This is a genomic window from Sphingopyxis sp. (assembly GCF_040216815.1).
Lineage (GTDB): Bacteria > Pseudomonadota > Alphaproteobacteria > Sphingomonadales > Sphingomonadaceae > Sphingopyxis.
Genome location: NZ_JAVJOJ010000009.1, coordinates 450,197 through 469,937 on the forward strand (window position 1 = coordinate 450,197; position 19,741 = coordinate 469,937).

At 66.1% G+C, this 19,741-nt stretch carries 16 protein-coding genes and 2 riboswitches; of the genes, 10 read left to right on the plus strand and 6 right to left on the minus strand.

Annotation, left to right across the window (positions count from 1 at the left end; translation table 11 throughout):
* The 4 genes from RIA72_RS12670 to RIA72_RS12685 all read right to left on the minus strand — a co-directional run bounded on the left by RIA72_RS12670 (position 1) and on the right by RIA72_RS12685 (position 5,509).
* The gene (locus tag RIA72_RS12670) at positions 1–1,776 is read right to left on the minus strand and encodes an arylsulfatase (RefSeq protein WP_350032417.1); all 1,776 of its coding nucleotides are present in this window, start codon (positions 1,774–1,776) and stop codon (positions 1–3) included.
* Positions 1,777–1,933: 157 nt separating this feature from the next.
* Entirely contained in the window at positions 1,934–2,722 is a 789-nt protein-coding gene (locus RIA72_RS12675) for an enoyl-CoA hydratase/isomerase family protein (protein WP_350032418.1), read from the minus strand.
* The gene (locus RIA72_RS12680; protein WP_350032419.1) at positions 2,719–3,495 is read right to left on the minus strand and encodes an SDR family NAD(P)-dependent oxidoreductase; all 777 of its coding nucleotides are present in this window, start codon (positions 3,493–3,495) and stop codon (positions 2,719–2,721) included. The genes RIA72_RS12675 and RIA72_RS12680 overlap by 4 nt, the downstream gene beginning before the upstream one ends.
* Before the next feature lie 205 nt (positions 3,496–3,700).
* Positions 3,701–5,509 (minus strand): monovalent cation:proton antiporter-2 (CPA2) family protein, encoded by a 1,809-nt coding sequence (locus tag RIA72_RS12685; protein ID WP_350032420.1) that lies wholly within the window; start codon positions 5,507–5,509, stop codon positions 3,701–3,703.
* Positions 5,510–5,779: 270 nt separating this feature from the next.
* Here RIA72_RS12685 and RIA72_RS12690 point away from each other — a divergent pair, with 270 nt between their 5' ends.
* Both RIA72_RS12690 and trhO read left to right on the plus strand, forming a co-directional pair.
* Positions 5,780–7,780, plus strand: a complete 2,001-nt coding sequence (locus tag RIA72_RS12690; RefSeq protein ID WP_350032421.1) for an FAD-dependent oxidoreductase — start codon at positions 5,780–5,782, stop codon at positions 7,778–7,780.
* Positions 7,781–7,899: 119 nt separating this feature from the next.
* Complete coding sequence (gene trhO, locus RIA72_RS12695; RefSeq protein ID WP_350032422.1) at positions 7,900–8,628, plus strand: oxygen-dependent tRNA uridine(34) hydroxylase TrhO; 729 nt, start codon at positions 7,900–7,902, stop codon at positions 8,626–8,628.
* Positions 8,629–8,632: 4 nt separating this feature from the next.
* On the opposite strand, the gene RIA72_RS12700 is transcribed toward trhO, so the two are convergent.
* Positions 8,633–9,259 carry a class I SAM-dependent methyltransferase gene (locus RIA72_RS12700; RefSeq protein ID WP_350032423.1) on the minus strand — a complete coding sequence of 209 codons (627 nt, stop codon included), beginning with the start codon at positions 9,257–9,259 and terminating at the stop codon, positions 8,633–8,635.
* A complete protein-coding gene (locus RIA72_RS12705) occupies positions 9,256–10,233 on the minus strand; it encodes an SRPBCC family protein (protein WP_350032424.1) in 978 nt (325 codons plus the stop codon). The genes RIA72_RS12700 and RIA72_RS12705 overlap by 4 nt, the downstream gene beginning before the upstream one ends.
* Positions 10,234–10,360: 127 nt before the next feature.
* Here RIA72_RS12705 and trxB point away from each other — a divergent pair, with 127 nt between their 5' ends.
* The 8 genes from trxB (at position 10,361) to RIA72_RS12745 (ending at position 19,738) form a co-directional block, all read left to right on the plus strand.
* Positions 10,361–11,326, plus strand: a complete 966-nt coding sequence (trxB, locus tag RIA72_RS12710) for a thioredoxin-disulfide reductase (RefSeq protein WP_350032425.1) — start codon at positions 10,361–10,363, stop codon at positions 11,324–11,326.
* A 76-nt stretch (positions 11,327–11,402) separates the two neighbouring features.
* Positions 11,403–11,623, plus strand: a riboswitch (cobalamin riboswitch).
* A 176-nt stretch (positions 11,624–11,799) separates the two neighbouring features.
* Entirely contained in the window at positions 11,800–13,650 is a 1,851-nt protein-coding gene (locus RIA72_RS12715; RefSeq protein ID WP_350032426.1) for a TonB-dependent receptor plug domain-containing protein, read from the plus strand.
* Complete coding sequence (gene cobO, locus RIA72_RS12720) at positions 13,650–14,258, plus strand: cob(I)yrinic acid a,c-diamide adenosyltransferase (protein ID WP_350032427.1); 609 nt, start codon at positions 13,650–13,652, stop codon at positions 14,256–14,258. Before RIA72_RS12715 ends, cobO begins: the two co-directional genes overlap by 1 nt.
* On the plus strand, positions 14,255–15,124 hold the full coding sequence (locus RIA72_RS12725) for an ABC transporter substrate-binding protein (protein ID WP_502957955.1): 870 nt from the start codon (positions 14,255–14,257) through the stop codon (positions 15,122–15,124). Before cobO ends, RIA72_RS12725 begins: the two co-directional genes overlap by 4 nt.
* Positions 15,125–15,129: 5 nt before the next feature.
* Positions 15,130–16,122, plus strand: coding sequence for a FecCD family ABC transporter permease (locus RIA72_RS12730; protein ID WP_350032821.1), 993 nt, complete (start codon positions 15,130–15,132; stop codon positions 16,120–16,122).
* The gene (locus tag RIA72_RS12735; RefSeq protein WP_350032428.1) at positions 16,116–16,901 is read left to right on the plus strand and encodes an ABC transporter ATP-binding protein; all 786 of its coding nucleotides are present in this window, start codon (positions 16,116–16,118) and stop codon (positions 16,899–16,901) included. Before RIA72_RS12730 ends, RIA72_RS12735 begins: the two co-directional genes overlap by 7 nt.
* Before the next feature lie 21 nt (positions 16,902–16,922).
* Positions 16,923–17,112, plus strand: a riboswitch (cobalamin riboswitch).
* Positions 17,113–17,258: 146 nt separating this feature from the next.
* Positions 17,259–19,196 (plus strand): TonB-dependent receptor plug domain-containing protein, encoded by a 1,938-nt coding sequence (locus RIA72_RS12740; RefSeq protein ID WP_350032429.1) that lies wholly within the window; start codon positions 17,259–17,261, stop codon positions 19,194–19,196.
* The gene (locus RIA72_RS12745; protein WP_350032430.1) at positions 19,196–19,738 is read left to right on the plus strand and encodes a hypothetical protein; all 543 of its coding nucleotides are present in this window, start codon (positions 19,196–19,198) and stop codon (positions 19,736–19,738) included. Before RIA72_RS12740 ends, RIA72_RS12745 begins: the two co-directional genes overlap by 1 nt.
* Positions 19,739–19,741 lie beyond the last annotated feature (3 nt).

The window sequence follows — 19,741 nt, forward strand, 5'->3', positions numbered from 1 at the left end:
CTATCGCGCCGCGGCGTTGCGGCGGCGGCGCAGACCCCACACCAGCGCCGCCAGCACCAGCAAAATGCCGCCCGCCCACAGGCCAAGGCGAAGGAGCCGTTCGCGACCCCGCTGTTCAAAGGCATAGCGGTTGATCTGTTCATCGGCGCTATAGCCTGCGGGCATGTCGAGCACGCCATTCGCCTTCGCATAGGCGCGATAGTCGGCACGCATCGCGGCAAAGCGATCGGGCATCGCCGCCGCCAGGTCGCGCGTCTCGCCGGGATCGGTCTTAAGGTCGTAGAGCCGCCAGCGCCCGTCGCCCGTCGGCGGCAGATTGCGCACCAGCTTGTAATCGCCGCGGAACAGCGCGGCATTGCCCGACAGCTCATAACCCAGCGGCGCATCGCCATGGACGCTGCCGGGCGCGCCCTTCAGCATCGCGACCAGGCTGCGCCCCGTCACCGGCTCGACCGCGCGGCCTTGCCACTCGCCCCGATGCAGCGGCACCCCCGCCAGCTCGGCGAGCGTCGGCAACAGGTCGGTGACATGCGCCAGCCCGTCGTGGATACCGCCCGCGCGAATCGCGCCGCGCCCCGGCCAGGCAATGATCAGCGGGACGCGCAGTCCGCCTTCGGCCGCGCTGAACTTGTAACCGGCCAGCGGCGATGCCGCCGCACTTGCCCAGCCCGGCCCGATGGCGGAGAAGCTTCCCCGGCGGCCGATGTTCGCGGTTTCAAGGTCATATTGCATGGCCAGAAACAGGCGATTGCGCAGGCTGGCAAAGGGATTGGTCGGCTCGGCGCCGTTGTCCGACAGGAAGACGAAGATCGTGTTGTCATAATCGCCTGTGGCCTTCAAATGCGCAACGAGCCGCCCGATTTCGCGATCCATCGCGGTCGCCATCGCGGCATAGGCCTGCATCACGCGCACCGCCGCAGCGCGTTCGTCGGCGTCCAGCGTTTGCCAGTCGCGCGTCGTCGGCATCGTCACCATCGGCGCACCTGCGGGCACGATACCAAGCGCCGCCGCGCGCGCCGCCCGCGCCTGCCGCAGCGCGGTCCATCCATCCTTGTACATCGCCGCATAGCGCGCAATGTCGCTGTCGGGCGCCTGTATCGGGATATGGTTGGCCAGGAAGTTGATCGAGGCGAGAAAGGGTTTGCCGCTCGCCCGGCCGTCGTCGATATAGTCGATCATGCGCTCGACGACGAAGCGCGACGAATAATAATCTTTGGGCAGGGTTGCCGGTTTGCCGTTCTCGGTCCAGTTCGCCTTGTCGTAGAGGCCCTCGATCGGGCGCTGCTCGAAATTGTCGGCGCCGGCATCGGCGAGGCTGAACGCCCGGTCGAAACCGCGCACATGGGGCAGGCGCGTGGCGTCGCTGCCCAGATGCCATTTGCCGGTCAGATAGGTGCGGTAGCCCGCCGCTTTCAAAAGCTCCGCGATTGTCACGACGCGGTGGTTCATCACCGTGTCGTATCCGGGCTTGCCGCGATGTTCGTCGGGAATCGTCTCGGGCATATTGCCCAGTCCCGCGCGATGGTTCATCACCCCCGTCATCAGCATCGCGCGCGTCGGCGAACAGGAACCCGCGACGTGAAAGTTCGAAAAGCGCATCCCCGCCTTGGCCAGCGCATCGATATGCGGCGTCGCGATTTCGGAACCAAAGGCGCCGACGTCCGAAAAACCCCAGTCGTCGGCAAGCAGGATCACGATATTGGGTTGGTCGGCCGGTGGTTTCGCGCCCTGCGCCTGCGCGGGCATGATCGCCGCGAAGCAGACGGCAAAAGCCATACCGGCTGCGATGATGGCAGCACGCCGGGACTCACCCATGCGACGCGGCCTGGTGGTCCTCCTGCGCACTGCCATCACTCCCACCCCCACGGGATATGGCATTTACTATGCCAATATCCCGACGAGTCAATGCGGAGCGATGTTCGGGCTCGCCCCTCTATCGCTCGCGATAATCGGGGGCGCGCTTTTCGAGGAAGGCAGCCAGCGCCTCCTTATGATCTTCGGTCGCCGACAGGATCACCTGCTGCCGGTCCTCGATCGCCATCGCGGCATCAAGGCTCTGCGCATCGATGTTCAGGTTCAGCGCCTGTTTCGACAGGCGGAGGCCGTGAGGGCTCGTCGCGAGCATCTCGTCGGCGAGAGCAAGGCCGCGATCGAGCAGCGCCTCTTCGGCAACGATCTCGCTGATCAGCCCCGCCGACAGCGCACGCTCCGCGTCGATGAAGCGACCGGTCAGGATCATTTCGGACGCAAGACTCGCGCCCACCAGCCGCGGCAGAAAATAGCTCGACGCCATGTCGCAGCCGCCAAGACCGATGCGGATATAGGCGGCATTGCAGCGGAAGGACGGCGCCGCGTAACGCACATCCGACGCGAGCAGCAGCGACAGCCCGCCGCCCGCCGCCGCGCCATGGGCCAGCGCGACGATCGGCTGCGGACAGGCGCGCATCTTGCGATAGATATTGCCGATACGGGTTTGTGTGCGCAGTGTGCGGAGGACGGGCGTTTCGTCGCTCGTGCGATCCTCCTGAATGTCGAGCCCCGCGCAAAAACCGCGCCCCGCCCCGCGCAGGATTACGACGCGGATATCGGGACGCTCTGCAAGCCCGCCGAAATAATCGTTGAGCGCGTCGACCAGTTCCTCGTTCAGCGCATTCAGCCGCTCCGGCCGGTCGAGCGTCGCGATCTCAACCGCGCCGCGCGCTTCGACCCGCAGCACGCTCACAACGTCTGGCCGTCGTCGACGGTGATCACACTGCCCGTGATGCCGAGCGCGGCGTCCGAGCAGAGCATTAGCAAGGGCGCGTGGAGATCGCTCGGCGGACGCATCCGCTGGCGGGGAAACGCCTTGATCATTGCGGCGCCGACCTCGCCATCAAAGAGTTCGGCGGTCATTTCGGATTCGAAATAACCCGGCTGGATCACGTTGACGCTGATCCCGCGGCGCGCCCATTCGCGCGCCAGCGCCTTGCCGAGATGGCGCACCGCCGCCTTGGTCGCGCCATAAACCGAAGTCGCGGGAAAGACTTTTTCGGCGGTGATCGATCCGATGAGGACGATACGGCCATGTTGCTTTTCGCGGCTGCCCGCCTTGTCGAGCCGCTTCGCGCCCTCCGTCGCGGTCAAAAAGACGCCGCGGACATTGGCGGCGAGCAGGAAATCGACCTCGTCGACCGACAGCCCCATCGCCATCTTTTCGGTCGCGACGCCGGCATTGGCAACAATGGTATCGACGGTGCCGAAAGCGGCCTCGGCCGCGTCATATGCCGCCTTGGTCGACGCTTCGTCGGTGACGTCCATGCTGACTGCGATCGCTTGCCCGCCCGTGGCCTCGATCGCGGCGACCTGTTCGGCGAGCTTGTCGGCACGGCGCGCGGCGAGCACGACCTTTGCCCCTGCGGCGGCAAGCGCCTTGGCAAACCCCGCACCCAGCCCCGACGAGGCCCCCGTCACCAGCGCGACGCGCCCTGTCAGATCGAATTTCGGTTGCTCAGCCATGCGCCTCCCTTTCCTTAGCATTCTCAGCCTTGGCGCTGATTGACGTTTACGTCAACTGTTGGTCCATCGCCCGAAAAGCCGCGACAAGGGGTTGACGAACATCATTTGTTCCCTTATTGTTCTCACCGTGCACAACCAACCTCATCCCCCGCCGCAGCCGCCAAGTGCGGCGGGCGGGGGATAAAGGGGCCGTCCTGTCTTCGGATCATTTCGGATCGGGCCGCACGACAAAACGGTCGCGCTCTTCGACCGGGACATGGCCCTGGATAAGGTGTCGGCTCGCATAGACGTCCTCGACCAGTTCGATTGCAAATCTTTCTTCGTCACGGCGCCGGGTTTCGGCCATGATGTCGGCGATTGCCGTGGCGTCGACCTCCAGCACGCGCAGCGCCTCTTCGGCCATCGTCAGCGCAGATTCGAAGGTTTCGCGAATCTGGAAATCGGCGCCCGCGCGGATCAGTTCGGCGGCATGTTCGCGGTCGAACGCGCGCGCCAGAACCGGCGTATGCGCAAATTCGCCCTTCAGCAGTTCGACGATCTTCAACGTCGCTTCGCGGTCGTCGGTGGCGACGATGACCAGCCGCGCCTTGTGCGCGCCCGCGGCGTGCAGAATGTCGAGCCGCGTTCCGTCGCCATAATAGACTTTGAACCCGAATCCCTTGGATTCGCGGATCGCGACCGTATCGGTATCGATCAGCGAGATCGAACAGCCATTGGCGAACAGCGGCTGGCTGACGATCTGGCCGAAGCGGCCGAACCCGATCATCAGCACATGCGCGCTCAGATCGTCGGCGACGTCGAGGCCGTCGGTCGAATCGCTTTCGCGCGGCATCAGGCGATCGTGCAGGATGACCATCACGGGTGTCAGCACCATCGACACGATGATGATCGCCGTCAGGATCGCATTGCTTGTCGCGTCGATGATCCCGACGCCCGCCGCCGCCGCATAGAGGACAAAGGCGAATTCGCCGCCCTGCGCCATCAGCACCGCGCGCTCGATCCCCTCCGCATGGCTGCTTTTGAACAGTCGCGCGGTGCCATAGATGACCGCCATCTTGAGCAGAATATAGGCGGCGACCGAAACCGCGATCAGTCCAGCATTGGCAGCGACGATATCAAGGTCAAGCGCCATCCCCACGCCCAGAAAAAAAAGACCGAGCAGGATACCGCGAAACGGCTCGACATCGGCTTCAAGCTGGTGACGGAAGGAGGATTCGGAGAGGAGCACGCCGGCCAGGAACGCGCCCATCGCCATCGACAGCCCCGCCAGCTGCATCGCGAGCGCGGCACCGAGCACGACGAGCAGCGCCGCCGCGGTCATCACTTCGCGCGCCTTGGCGCGGCCGAGCAGGCGGAACATCGGGTCGAGCAGATAGCGGCCGGCCAGGATCAACCCGGCGATCGCCGCAAGCCCGATCGCGACCGCAACCAGCCGGTCGGTCGTCGACACGGCTTCGCCCCCCGGCGCGAGAAAGGCGGTGAGCGCGAGCAGCGGCACGATCGCCAGATCCTCGAGCAGCAGGATCGCGATAATCCGCCGCCCTTTGGGCATCCCCAATGCGCGCCGTTCCTCCAGCATCTGCATCACGATCGCGGTCGAGGTGAGGACGAAGCCCGTCCCCGCGACAAAGCTCGCCGCTGCCGGATAACCAAGCGCAATCCCGACCCATACGAGCAGCGCGATCGCGAGCCCGACCTGCACCAGCCCCAGGCCGAAAATTTCGCCGCGCATCGCCCATAACCGCGACGGCTGCATCTCCAGCCCGATCACGAACAGGAACATGACGACGCCCAGTTCGGCGACGTGGAGAATCGTCTGCGCGTCGGAAAAGAGCCCAGCGCCGAACGGCCCGATTGCCAGCCCCGCAGCAAGATAACCGAGCACCGACCCCAGCCCCAGCCGCTTGAACAGCGGAACCGAAATCACCGCCGCGCCGAGCAGGATGACGATCGGGACCAGGTCGAACCCGTGCGCCGCCGCCTCGGCGGCCTGATGTGCTGTTTCCGCGGCCATTATGTGTCCCCTTGCTGCCGGTTGCAACCAGCCCGCAAGTCGTCGCCAAGTCAAGGTTGGGCAAGGGCGTGGGGCAAGCGTTATCCCATGGCCGTGATCATAGCTGATCGCGCCGCCATGCCCATCGTTTCGATCACCGCATCGCAGGCGATGCGGGCGACGCAGGTGCGTAAGTCGGGCGCCCCGGTGCGGCGATCCCATACAATACGCTTGCCCTCGACCACGATAAACCGCCATCAAGGACAAGGGGGCAAATGGGGGGCAATCGCGATGACGGCACCGTTCGGGTACGGACAGCTCAAATTTCTGAAGGCCTTGACCGAGGCCCTTTTCGACGGCGTGCCGATGGCGATCACGCCCGACCAGGTCGTTGCGAACATCGCCGAACTGTTCGGCAAGGTCGGCGGCACCAAGCTGAAAGAGATGCGCACCTCGCTGATCGCGACCGAAATCGCGCTCGGCCCGCTATTCGCCGAGGCCGATGTCGCCACGCGTGTCGATCGTATAGCCGACCGGCTGCGCGACAGCCGTGTCGACCTGTTTCAGGATATGGGGCGGCTGCGCGGGATCGTTTATGCCTGTTATTACGGCCACTGGCTGCCCGGCGATCAGGACGCCAATGTCGCGAACCCCGTTCATCGCCAGATCGGCTTTGCGCTCCCCAAATTCCGCGCGCGCGGGCCGGGCGATATCCCGATCGCGCCCGTTACGGGCCGCGAGATCGACTCCGCGCATATCCTGAACGCCGACAGCGTCGCGGACGAATATGACGTGATTGTCGTTGGATCGGGTGCGGGGGGCGCGGTCGCCGCCTATAATATCGCCGCGCAGGGTTATAAGGTCTTGATCGTCGAGGCGGGACCTTTCTATCCCAGCCATGCGATCACCCATCACGAACTCGACATGATCGCCAATCTTTACAAGCATGGCGCGGTCCAGACGACGACCAACCGCGATTTCGTGGTGTTTCAGGGCCGCTGCGTCGGCGGGTCGTCGACGATCAACAACGGAATCTGCCTGCGCGTCAACGAACCCGGCCGCACGCATCCCGACGCGCAGGACGTGCTGGCCAAATGGGCGAGCATCGGCGCGCCGATCGACCGCGCCGCCTTTCATGCAAGCTATGACGCGGTGCAGGCGATGCTCGGCATCGCCCGTATCGAACCGCGCAGCGGCCGCCACAACGGCCCGCACCTGATGAACGGCTGGCGCGCCTATGCCGCTACCTCGGCCGACCCCAGGGACGCGCGCGCGGTCGCCGACTGGTTCGACAAGAATTTCGGACCGCCGAACACGCCCAATGCCTGCGCCTATTGCGGCTATTGCAATTCGGGCTGCGCCTATGGCCGCCGCATGGGCGTCGCGCAGACCTATTTGCCCAGCGCGTGCCGCGACCATGGCGCGCGCATCCTGCCAGACACCAAGGTCAAGGAAATCCTGTGGCAGACCGCGATCGACGGACGGCGCGAGGCCGAGGCCGTGAGGCTTGTCCTCCCCGATGGATCGAACCGCCTCGTCCGCGCGCGCGTCGGCGTCGTCGTCGCGGCGGGGACGATCGCCTCGTCGAAGCTGCTGGGTCGCAGCGACATCGACGGCACCGGCTATCAGGTGTCGTTGAACGTCGCCTCGCCCGTCGTCGCGCTGATGCCCGAGGGCGCGGGCGGCGATGCGTGGGACGAGGACCAGATGTCGAGCTACGTTGATTGCGGCGACTTCCTGCTCGAAAGCCATTTCCAGCCGCCGATGTCGATGGCGTCGCTGATGCCCGGCTGGTTTGCGGATCACGCCGCGCGCATGAAAAATTATGGCCGCGTCCATTCGGCGGGCATCCTCTTCCCCGCCGACCGGCGCGGACAGATCAAGGACGGCAAGCTCAAGTTCCGCCTCGATACGAGTGACGACCTACCGCTGCTCCGGCGCGCGATGGCGACGCTGACCAAGGTGCATTTCGCTGCAGGCGCGATCGAATGCTATCCCGCGCTGGCCAAGGGGCAGACGGTGACGCCGGACATGGACATCGACACGTTTTTCGATGCCGCGATCCGCGAACAGGACGATGTCACGCTGTCGAGCAGCCACCCGCACGGCGGCAATGCGATGAACAAAGACGCGCGGCACGGCATCGTCGACCTGGACTGCCGAGTCCATGGCACAACCAACGTGCTCGTCACCGACGCGAGCGTCTTTCCCAGCTGCATCCGCGTCAACGCCCAATGGACGACGATGGCGATGGCGCATTATGCGACGGCGCGCGGCGATCCCTTTCGCTAGGGTCAGGACCCTAGGCCGAACTTAAACCCCCGCCGTCATCTCGGCGAAGGCCGGGATGACGAGTTGAAAGTCGCGCCGGCCTTCGACAATCTCTGAGCGACCGGCTATGGGGGCGCCCGATGACCGTCACCGTCGCCGCCCTTTATCGCTTTGCCGCCTTCGACAACCCCGCCGCGTTGCGCCAGCCGCTGCTCGAACGCTGCGCTGCGGAGGGTGTAAAGGGCACGTTGCTGCTCGCGCGCGAAGGGATCAACGGCACGATTGCGGGGACCGAAGCGGGCATTTCAGCCGTACTCGATCATATCCGCGCGCTGCCCGACTGCGCCGCGCTCGACGTCAAATTTTCCGCCGCCGCCGTCATGCCGTTCCAGCGGCTGAAAGTGCGGATCAAAAAGGAAATCGTGACGATGAAGGTGCCGGGACTCGACCCGGCGCGCAACGCCGCGCCCTATGTCGACCCTGCCGACTGGAACGCGCTCGTCGACGATCCGGACACGGTACTCATCGACACGCGCAACGGTTTCGAGGTCGGCTATGGCAGCTTTGCCGGCGCGGTCGATCCCGAAACCAAAAGCTTTGGCGACTTTCCGGACTGGTGGCGTGCGAATGCGGAACGGTTCGCGGGCAAGCGCATCGCGATGTTCTGCACCGGCGGCATCCGCTGCGAAAAATCGACCGCCTTCCTGCGCCGCGAAGGCGTCGAAGACGTCGTTCACCTGAAAGGCGGCATCCTCGCCTATCTCGAACAGGTGCCGGCGCGCGAAAGCCGATGGCACGGCAGTTGCTTCGTCTTCGACGAGCGCGTCAGCGTCGGGCACGGGCTGATCGAGGTCGGCGAAAAGAGTTGAACCGTCAGCCCGAGATCCGCGCCGCGCCATATTCGACCCAGCCGAAGGGGCGCGGCGTCTTGGGCATATAGGCAGCGCCCTGCCGCTCGACCGCAAAGCCCGCAGCGGCATAGGCGTCGCCGATCGGGCGGGTAAGGTGGCAATTGCCGCCAATACGCTTCCACACCGGCTCGATCCGCCGCTGCCATTTCGCAACCCCGCTGTCGGGTGCCCCGCCATGTTCGAGAAACAGCGCGGTGCCGCCGGGTTTCAGCACGCGGCGGATTTCGGCGAGCACCGCCGCCTGATCGGCGACCGAGCAAAGGGTAAAGGTCGTGACCACCGTATCGAAGCGCGCATCGTCGAACGGCATCGCCTCGCCCGCGCCGCCGCGAATATCGGCCGCGATGCCGCATCGCGCCGCGGCCGCGCGGCTCATCGCCAGCAGTTCGGGCGAGGGGTCGAGCCCGGTGAAGCTCGCGATCTGATCGGGCCGGTAAAATTCCATATTGATCCCGCCACCGCAGCCGAGTTCGAGCACATGCCCGCGCGCGTGCGGCACGACCCGGCTTCGAAGCTTCATGATCTGTCCCTGCGAACAGGCGCATTTGATCAGGCGCGGGACGCCGTGCCGTTCCCACCAGCTGCTCATCGCGCATTCCCCTCCATCGCATCCTGTGTGCGCCCGGCGACGATTGCGAGCACATTATCCTGAATGTCGCCCAATATACGCTCGCCCCACCAGGCGGCATAGGCGTTGAACGGCGTCGCGACATGATAGCGCGTCCACAGCCGGATCTTGGTCTGCCCGGCGGCAAGCGCGATCAGCCGATAGCCGCCGCGGTCGATCCACAGATGGCGGCCGTGCGGTTCGATATGCCGGTCGGTGCGCTCGTGGATCGACGGGTCGGGAAAGGCAAAGCGCCATTCCAGCGCTTCACCCGGCCGCCAGTCGGTGACGATCTCCTGAAAGCGGATACCGTCCTGCCAATAGGCATCGCGTACAGCCCCGGGGCCTGCGCCCGTAAGATGCGCTTCGACCGGGCGCGGCAGGCGCAGCAGGTTCTGGCTGATCGTCCAGCGTCCCTCGCCGGGCGCGATCGCGGGGATGGCGAGAAGCCGCGGCCACACCGCCGAAGCGGGCGCGTCGACGATGATTTCGCGCACGACCGTCCGCGTCTCGCGCGGCGGCGTCATCTGATGATCGAGAGCGAGCGCAAGAAAAGGAAGCAACAGCAACGCATGGGCGCGAAAGGTTGCGGGATCGACCATCCACCGACTGCGGCGATACAGATAGACCGGCCAGATGCCGAGATAGCCGAAAGCGATCCAGAAGGGCAGCACCATGATCAGGCAGACGATGCCTTCGCGCAGGAAAATCGCGCCTATCGCGGTGGCGACGAGCGCCAGCCACAACGGCACCGACAAAAAGGCGCCGCGCGACCAGTTGCGTCCGATGCTCCCTGCCCAGGCGACAAAGGCCGAAAGCGACGCGGGCAGCACGACCATCAACGCATAGCCGATCGCACCGCCAGCCCCCGCCTCGGCCACCGCATAAACCGCCAGCGCCGCGGCCAGCGCGACGAGGATTATCGCAATAAATCGCCAATTGTCGCGGCGACGCATTGTCGGCGCCGTTGCCCTCGGCCGGTCGGTCGGTATCACGCACTCCCCCTTGGCGCACAGCCTGTCCCTTGCTAGCGCGCTTGGCAACACCCATTTGTGCCTGCCAGCACCCTGTTGAAAGACCGTCATGCCCAGCACCCATCACACGAAAATGCTCATCCTCGGTTCCGGCCCCGCCGGTCTGTCGGCCGCCATCTATGCTGCGCGCGCGGGGATGCAGCCGATCGTCGTACAGGGGCTGCAACCCGGCGGACAGCTGACGATCACCACCGATGTCGAAAACTATCCCGGTTTCGCCGAAGTGATCCAGGGCCCGTGGCTGATGGAACAGATGACCGCGCAGGCAACGCATGTCGGCACGTCGATGATCTGGGACACGATCGTCGATGTCGACCTGACGCAGCGCCCGTTCCGGCTGACCGGCGACGGCGGCGACGTCTATCTCGCCGAAACGCTCGTCATCGCGACCGGCGCGCAGGCGAAATGGCTCGGCGTCCCCGGCGAGCAGGAACTGGGCGGCAAGGGCGTGTCGGCTTGCGCCACATGCGACGGCTTTTTCTATCGCGGCAAGAAGGTGGTCGTCATCGGCGGCGGCAACACCGCGGTCGAGGAGGCGCTCTACCTCACCAACCATAGCGACGACGTGACGCTGATCCATCGCCGCGATTCGCTGCGCGCCGAAAAGATCCTGCAGGACCGCCTGTTCGCCAATCCCAAGATCAAGATCCTCTGGAACAAGCAGGTCGAACGCTTCGTCGCGGGCGAGGGCGTATCGGGCCTGGTCGGCGTCGACCTGATCGACACCGTCACCGGCGCGGCGAGCCACGAGCCGACCGACGGCGGGTTCGTCGCGATCGGACACAGCCCGTCGACCGAATTGTTCAAGGGCAAGCTTCCGCTCGACGCCGACGGCTATCTCGAGGTGACGCCCGGCACCTCGCTGACGGCGATTCCCGGAGTCTTTGCCGCGGGCGACGTCACCGACAAAATCTATCGCCAGGCGGTCACTGCAGCGGGCATGGGCTGCATGGCCGCGCTCGACGCCGAGCGCTTCCTCGCCGAAGCCGAATATCACGCGATGGTCGACGCCTGAACGGTAGAGCGAGGGCAAGGAAAAGCGATTGCCAAAATATGGCATTTCGCTATGGGCCACGCCGTGAGGACAATGTCCTCGCAATGATCGCGCCGGTGCCCGAGAGGGCTTAATATGGGAACGCGGTGAGGCGGCCTTGGCAAAAGGCCGCCGAATCCGGGGCTGTCCCTGCAACTGTAAGCGGCGAGCGCGATGCACCGGTCCGATTGTTCGGATCAGCCACTGGGGCGACCTGGGAAGGCGTGCATCAAGCCTTGACCCGCGAGCCAGGAGACCTGCCGGCGCGGGTCGCTCAATGCCCCGGTCCAGGAGAAGGCCGCGGCACGGAAGCTTCCGTCGAGCGACGACCAGGCGGCCGGAGCCGCCACGGTGCCGCGTCGCAGGCGATCACGCCACCTGCGCCGCCGACATCGGCCGTTCGCCCCCGCGCGCCCGGCAGGCTCCGCCTTCGTTGCGGCGTCGAGGGGCCTTCCATGTTCAGATTCGCATCCATTTCCCTGTTCGCGCTTGCTACGGCGGCGCCCGCACTCGCACAGACGAGCGGCGACAGCGACGATATCGTCGTCACCGCATCGGGCATCGAACAGCCGCGCGATGAGGTCGGGCAGGCGATCACGCTCATCGATGCCGACACGATCGAAAGACGCCAGGCGGTCGACGTCATCGACCTGCTCGCGGCGACGCCGGGGGTTCGCTTCACGCGCAACGGCAGCACCGGGTCGGTCGCGGGCGTGTCGCTGCGCGGCGCCGAAACGACGCAGACTTTGGTGTTGATCGACGGGGTGAAGGTCAACGACCCGAGCGGCATCGGCGACGGATATGATTTCGGCCACCTCTTGACCGGCAATATCCGCCGGATCGAGGTGCTGCGCGGATCGAACTCGGTCGTCCACGGCAGCCAGGCGATCGGTGGCGTCGTCAGCCTGTCGACCGCAACCCCTGCCGAGGGGTTCGCTGGCAGCGCATCGGCGGAATATGGCTATAGCGACACGCTGACCGCCAAAGCCGATATATCGGGCTCTGCAGGCGCCGTGTCGGGCGGGATCGGCGGTGCCTATTTCCGTACCGACGGCATTTCATCGGCCGCCGTCGGCACAGAGAAGGACGGATACAAGAATTTTGCGGGCAACGCGCGCATGAAGGTCGCGTTCAGCGACGCGCTGAGCCTTGATCTTCGCGGCTATTACATCAACGCCGACCTCGATTATGACAGCTTCTTCGGCGCCCCCGCCGACAGCGCCGACATCGCCAAGCTCGACCAATATGTCGGTTATGCGGGGCTGAACCTTGGCCTGTTGGACGGCAATTTCACCAGCCGCGCCGCGGTCACGTGGATGCGGAACGAGCGAGATTATTATTTCGTGCGCGGGGCGGCGCCCGATTACGGTTATTCGGGCACCAATTTACGGTTCGAATATCAGGGCGTCGTGACGCCGGTGCAGCAAGCCAAGCTGATCTTCGGATATGAGCATGAGCGCCCCGACTATGATTTCTTCGGTTTCGGATCGACCGACAGCCAGAAGGCCAATATCGACAGCGCCTATGCGCTGGCGATCCTTCAGCCCTTTGCCGGGCTGTCGTTGTCGGGCGGCGTCCGCCACGACGATCATAGCCAGTTCGGCGGCGCGACGACATTCGGCGCCAACGCCAATTATTCGCTGGGCGGCACGACCAATTTCCGCCTGAGCTATGGCGAGGGGTTCAAGGCCCCCTCGCTCTACCAGCTTTACGACGCGTTCAGCGGCAATGCCACACTGCGCCCCGAACGGTCGAAGAGCTATGATGTCGGCATCGACCACAGCCTTGCGGACGGACGCGCGCTGATTTCGCTGACGGCGTTCCTGCGCAACACGAACGATCAGATCAATTACGACAATGCGACCTTCACCTATGGCAATGTCGACCGCACGCGCGCCAAGGGGATTGAAGCGACAGTGGCGCTGAAGCCCGTCGATGCGCTGAACGTCGCGGCGGCGTACAGCTATATCGACGTACGCGACCGCTCGGGCCGCCCGGCGTTCGACGGCAAGCGCCTGCCCCGCCGCGCCGCGCACGCGGTCAGCCTGTCGGCCGATTACGACTGGTCGTTCGGCCTCTCAACCGGCGCGACGCTGACGATGGTTGGCGACAGTTTCGACGATTTTGCCAATAACATACCGCTCGACGGCTATGCGCTCGCGGGCATTCGGGCGTCCTTCCCGGTGGGCTGCAATTTCGAGATTTACGGCCGGATCGACAATCTGTTCGACGCCGATTATGCGACCGCCTTCCGTTACGGCACCTATGGGCGTGCAGCCTATGGCGGCGTGCGGGCACGTTTCTGATGAAGGCGCGCAGCGACGCCGAACATGCGGCGAAGATGAAGAAGATCCAGGCCGCACAGGCAAAGAAGATCGCGACGAAGACCGTCGAAAAGGGGCTGGTGATCGTTCATACCGGCCCTGGCAAGGGCAAGACCTCGGCGGCGCTCGGCATGGCGGTGCGCGCGATCGGGCACGGAATGAAGGTCGGTGTCGTGCAATTCGTGAAGGGCGCGATGGCGACGGGCGAGAAAGCGGTGTTCGACCGCTTCCCCGACCTCATCGAATTCAAGCCGATGGGCGAAGGCTTTACCTGGGACACACAGGACCGCAGCCGCGACATTGCGGTGGCGCGCGAAGCGTGGGAGGAGGTCAAGCGGATGATCGCCGACCCTGCCTATGCCATGGTGATCGCCGACGAGCTGAATATCGTGCTGCGTTATGATTACCTGCCCGTCGACGAGGTACTGGCGGCGCTCGCCGCGAAACCGCATATGACGCATGTGATCGTCACCGGACGCAACGCTCCCGAAGCGCTGATCGGCGCGGCCGATCTCGTGACCGAGATGGCGCAAGTGAAGCACCCGTTCCGCGAACAGAATGTGAAAGCGCAAAAAGGTATCGAATTTTGATCGGCAGGCGCGGCCTGCTGGCGGCGGCCGCGCTGCTCGTGGGCGGCGCGGGACTGCTGTGGGCAGCCTCTCCGCCCCCTTCCCCGCGCCCCAGCGCCGCGCGTGCACCGCAGCGGATCGTGTCGATCAACCTTTGCGCCGACCAGCTGGTGCTTGCACTCGCCGACCGTGGGCAGATCGCCGGACTGACCCGAAATGCGACCGATCCCCAAATGTCGGGTGAGGCTGCCAAGGCAAAGGGCATTGCGCGGCTCAGCAATTCGGCCGAACAGATTTTGGCGATCGAACCCGATCTGATCGTCGGTATGCCCGCAAGCCGCAGCGCAGCGCTCAATGCGCTGCCGCGGCAGGATTATCCGCTGCTCGACCTTGCGACCGCCAACACGCTGCCTGAAATCTACGCCTCGATCCGCGACACCGCGGCAGCGGTCGGCCGCCCTGCACGCGGCACCGCGCTGATCGCGCGGATGGAAAGCGAACTGGCAGGCCTGCCCCGTGTGGGCAAGGGGCGCGTGGCGGCCTATTATCAGCGGCGCGGCTATATGACCGGCACGGGTACGCTGATCGACGAATTGATGACGCGCGTGGGGCTCGTCAACCTGGCCGGAAAACTCGGCAAGCCGCCGCTGTCGCAGCTGAGCCTTGAGGAGATGGTCGCCGCCCAGCCCGACTTTCTGATCGTCGAAAGCGCCACCGACGTCGTGACCGACCAGGGTAGCGAGATGCTCCACCATCCCGCGCTCGACGGCATCCCGCGCATCAGCGTGCCGCAGGCGTGGACCGTGTGCGGCAGTCCCGCCTATACGCTGGCCGCGCGCGGCATCGCGGCGCAGATCGCGCGCCACGATGCGGGCGATCGGCCGTGACGCGCCTGACCTTGCCGCGCCGGTCGCTGATCGCCGCGCTGACGGTGCTGGCGGCGGTCGCGGCGCTCGCCTCGCTCTTGTTCGGATCGGTCGACCTGTCGCTGGCGCGCCTCTTCGCCGCCGCGACGGGCAGCGGCGACCGGGTGGCGAGCATCATCCTCTTCGACCTCCGCCTGCCGCGGACGCTGCTCGCGCTCGCGGTCGGCGCGATGCTGGGCCTCGCGGGGGCGGCGCTGCAAGGTTATCTGCGTAACCCGCTGGCCGAACCCTCGGTGCTCGGCACATCGAACGCCGCCGCGCTCGGCGCTGTCGCGGCGCTCTATTTCGGGCTGGCCGAACTGCATCCCGCTGTCCTGCCGCTGCTCGCGACGGGCGGCGCGCTCGCGTCGCTGGCGCTGCTGTTCGCGCTCGCGGGCCGCGCCGAGAGCCCGCTGACGCTGATCCTCGCCGGGATCGCGGTTGCGACGCTCGCGGGCGCGGGGATCAGCCTGTCGCTGAACCTGTCGCCCAACCCGTTCGCGGCGATGGAGATCATGACCTGGCTGCTCGGTAGCCTGGAGAACCGGTCGTTCGACCATCTGTGGATCGCCCTGCCCTGCATCGCGCTGGGCACCGCCCTGCTGCTGTGGGACGGGCGCGCGCTCGACGCGCTGACGCTGGGCGAGGATGCGGCGCAGGCGCTCGGCACCGACCTTGGACGGCTGCGCCTGCGGCTGCTCATCGGCACTGCGATCGGCGTCGGCGGCGCGGTGGCGGTATCGGGGGCGATCGGCTTCGTCGGCCTGATCGTGCCGCATCTGATCCGCCCGCTGACCGACCGCAGCCCGTCGGCGATCCTGCTGCCGTCGGCAATCGGCGGCGCAGCGCTGCTGACCCTCGCCGACCTCGGCGTCCGCACCCTTCCGACGACCAACGAGCTGAAGCTCGGAGTCGTCACCGCCTTTCTCGGCGTGCCGGTGTTCCTGATTCACCTGATGCGCGAGCGGCGGCTATGGTGATGCTGGCACTCGAACAGGTCGGTGTGACATTGGGTCGCCGAACCGTCGTGCGCGGCGTCGATGCGGCGTTCGCGGCGGGGACGCTGACCGGCATTGTCGGCCCCAATGGCGCGGGCAAATCGACGCTGGCGCGCGCGATGCTGGCGCTTGTTCCGGCAACCGGCCGCGTCCTGCTGGACGGCGAAGCGGTCGCGGACATGCCGCGCGCCGAACTCGCACGGCGGATCGCCTATCTGCCGCAGGGACAGACGCTCCACTGGCCGCTGACGGTCGACCGGCTCGTCGGGCTGGGGCGCCTGCCGCACCTCGCGCCGATGTCGAAAGTCGGCGGCCCCGATGCCGAAGCGATTGCGCGCGCGATGGAGCGCGCCGACGTGATGGACCTCAAAGACCGGAACGCCACCGAATTGTCGGGCGGCGAGCGCGCGCGGGTGCTGTTCGCGCGCGCGCTGGCGGTCGAGGCGCCGGGGCTGATCGCCGACGAACCGCTCGCCAGCCTCGACCCCGGGCATCAGATCGACGTGATGGAAATGCTGCGCGGCGAGGCCGACGCGGGCGCGATGGTGGTCGCGGTGCTGCACGACCTCACCATGGCCGCGCGCTATTGCGACCGCCTGTTGCTGATCGACGGCGGCGCGGTGGCGGCGGACGGCCCACCCGCCGAGGTGCTGACCCCCGAATTGCTGCGCCAAGTGTATGGCATTGACGCGCGCGTTGAAACCGGCGGCGACTGGCCGACGGTGACGACATTCGGACGGGTGCGGGACAAGGACGATTGACCGCCACCCGGCATTCGATGTAACGGCGCGCCAGCGACAGGTTCCCCGAGAGGGGATCAAAAGGGAATGGGGTGCAAAACCCCGGCTGCCCCTGCAACTGTAAGCGGAGAGCCATCGGGCCCTATGCCATTGGGACACAAAGTCCTGAGAAGGCGGCCCGGACCGGCACCGACCCGCGAGCCAGGAGACCTGCCCGTCGCCGTCGTCTTTCGTGCGGACAGGGTGTGCCGGGCGGACGGGGAGTGAACCCGAGCGACGACAAAGGTGGCCGTGCGCGCGCACGGGCCGATGTCGTGCGTCCAATCCCGGACAACCGCATCGACCCGGCGCGCGAGCGGTCTTGTCGATGGGGTTATCATGTTCAGGACTATCATTCGTACCACGCTGTCCGTGGCCGCTCTCGCGGCTGCGCTGCCTGCGCTTGCCGAGGAAGCGGGCGAGGCCGACAGCATCATCGTCACCGCTACGCGCGCACCGCTGACGCTCGACGAAATCCCATCGTCGGTCGCGGTGCTCGACAAGCAGGCGATCGACCGCAGCCAGGACATCGGCGTCACCGAATTGCTGCTGCGCACGCCGGGGATCAGCATGTCGCGCAACGGCGGCTACGGCACCGCGACCTCGCTGCGTATCCGCGGCGCCGAATCCGAACATTCGGTGGCGGTGATCGACGGGGTGAAGCTCAACGATCCGTCGTCGACCGGCGGCGGGTTCAACTTCACCAATTTGCTCGCGGGCGACATTGCGCGGATCGAGGTGTTGCGCGGGCCGCAGTCGATCCTGTGGGGCAGCCAGGCGATCGGCGGCGTCGTGAACATCGTCACCGCTTCCCCCGAAAAGGCGCTGGAGGGCAGCTTCGACCTCGAGGCAGGGTCGCGGAGCACGGTGAGCGCGCGCGCCGCGATCGGGGGGCGCACCGGACCGCTCGCGTGGCGGATCGGCGGGCAGCGCTTCACGACCGACGGTATTTCCTCGCACGCCAGGGCATTCGGCGGAGTCGAGCGCGATGGTTATCGCAACTATAACGCCTCGGCCCGCGCCGAACTGACACTGGCCGACGGGGTCAGCATCGACCTTCGCGGCACTTATGCGAGCGGACGGGTCGAATTCGACGGCTTCAACACCGACAGCAACGACTATGGGTTGAACAGGGAATTTGTCGGCTATGCGGGGGTGAATGTCGACCTGGCGGATGGGCGTTTCCGCAACCGATTCGCCTATGCCTATACCGACACCAACCGCGACAATTTCAACCCTGACCGCGCGCGTCAGCAAAGCTTCGAGGCCGATGGCAGGAACAGGCGCTTCGAATATCAGGCCAGCGTCGACATCACCGACCGCATCGCCGCAATCTTCGGCGCCGAAAATGAGCGGTCGCGCTTCCGCAGCCGCTCGCCCTCGGCATCGCTCGCCGTTCCGGTGCCCGATTTCGCGCGCGGTGAAGCCGAAATCACAAGCTTCTATGGCCAGCTCGGCATCCAGCCGATCGACGGGCTGACGCTGAACGGCGGGGTGCGCCATGACGACCACGACCGCTACGGTGGGCAGACGCTGTTCGCCGCGGGCGGCGTGTGGCGGCTGGCGACCGGCACGGTGCTGCGCGCCAGCTATGGCGAGGGGTTCAAGGCGCCGTCGCTGTTTCAGTTGTTCAGCGAATATGGGAATGTCGCGCTCGATCCCGAGGAAGCCCATGGCTGGGAAGTGGGGATCGAGCAGCAGCTCTTCGATCGCAAGCTGGTGATCGGGGCCGCCTGGTTCGACCGCACCACGACGAACCAGATCATTTACAACAGCTGCTCCGCCACCTCGACCGAACCGCTGTGCTTCGTTCCCGGCGACCCGGCGACGCGGCGCTTCGGCTATTATCGGAACGTCGCGCGCAGCAAGGCGCACGGCATCGAGGCGGCGGCGGCGCTCACGCTCGGCGGTTTGCGGCTCGATGGCAACTACAGCTGGGTCGTCGCCGAGGACCGGTCGCCGGGCGGCGCCAATTTCGGTAACTGGCTGCCGCGGCGCCCGCGCCACACCGCCAATGCCTCGGCAAGCTATGCGTTCGGCTTCGGGCTGGAACTGGGCGGGGCTGTCCGCTGGTCGGGCAAGAGCTATGACAATGCGAGCAATGCGACGCGGCTGGACGATTATACGCTGGTCGACCTGCGCGCCGAATATGCGCTGTCGGACGCGGTAAAGCTGTTTGCGCGCGCCGAAAATCTGTTCGACGAGGAGTATATGACCGCGTTCCGCTATGGCTCGATCGGCCGCAGCATCTACGCCGGTATCAGGGGGCGCTTCTGATGGCGGCGCTCCGGATAAACGGCGCCTCTGCGCTCTGGGTGTCGCTGCTGACCGCGGCGAGTATGTCGACGACGCTCGTGCTCGCCTGCGCGACCCCCTTCCCCTCGCTCGCGGCGCTCGCGGCGGTGCATATGCGCCGCCGCGACGGCCTGGTGCTGATGCTGCTCGCGTGGGCGGCGAGCCAGTTCGTCGGCTTCTTCCTCCTCGGCTATCCACGCGACGGCAGCACGCTGGCGTGGGGCGCCGGACTCGGCACTGCCGCGATCGGCTCGGCGCTCGCAAGCTATGCAGCGCTGCGCCTCGCGGGCTATCGCTCCGCCGCGGCGCAGCTCGGTCTCGCTTACGCCGCGGGCTTCACCGCGTTCAAGGGGATCATTCTGCTCTGGGCGCTCGTGCTTGGCGGGCTGCACACCGCGATGGCGCCCGACCTGCTCGCCGAACAATTGCTGCGCAACGGCGCGATCCTGATCGGGCTGTACGCGCTTTATCGCCTGCTCGTCTTCGTCGGCGTGCCCGCGCCGCCGAAACCGGCGACCGCATGACGG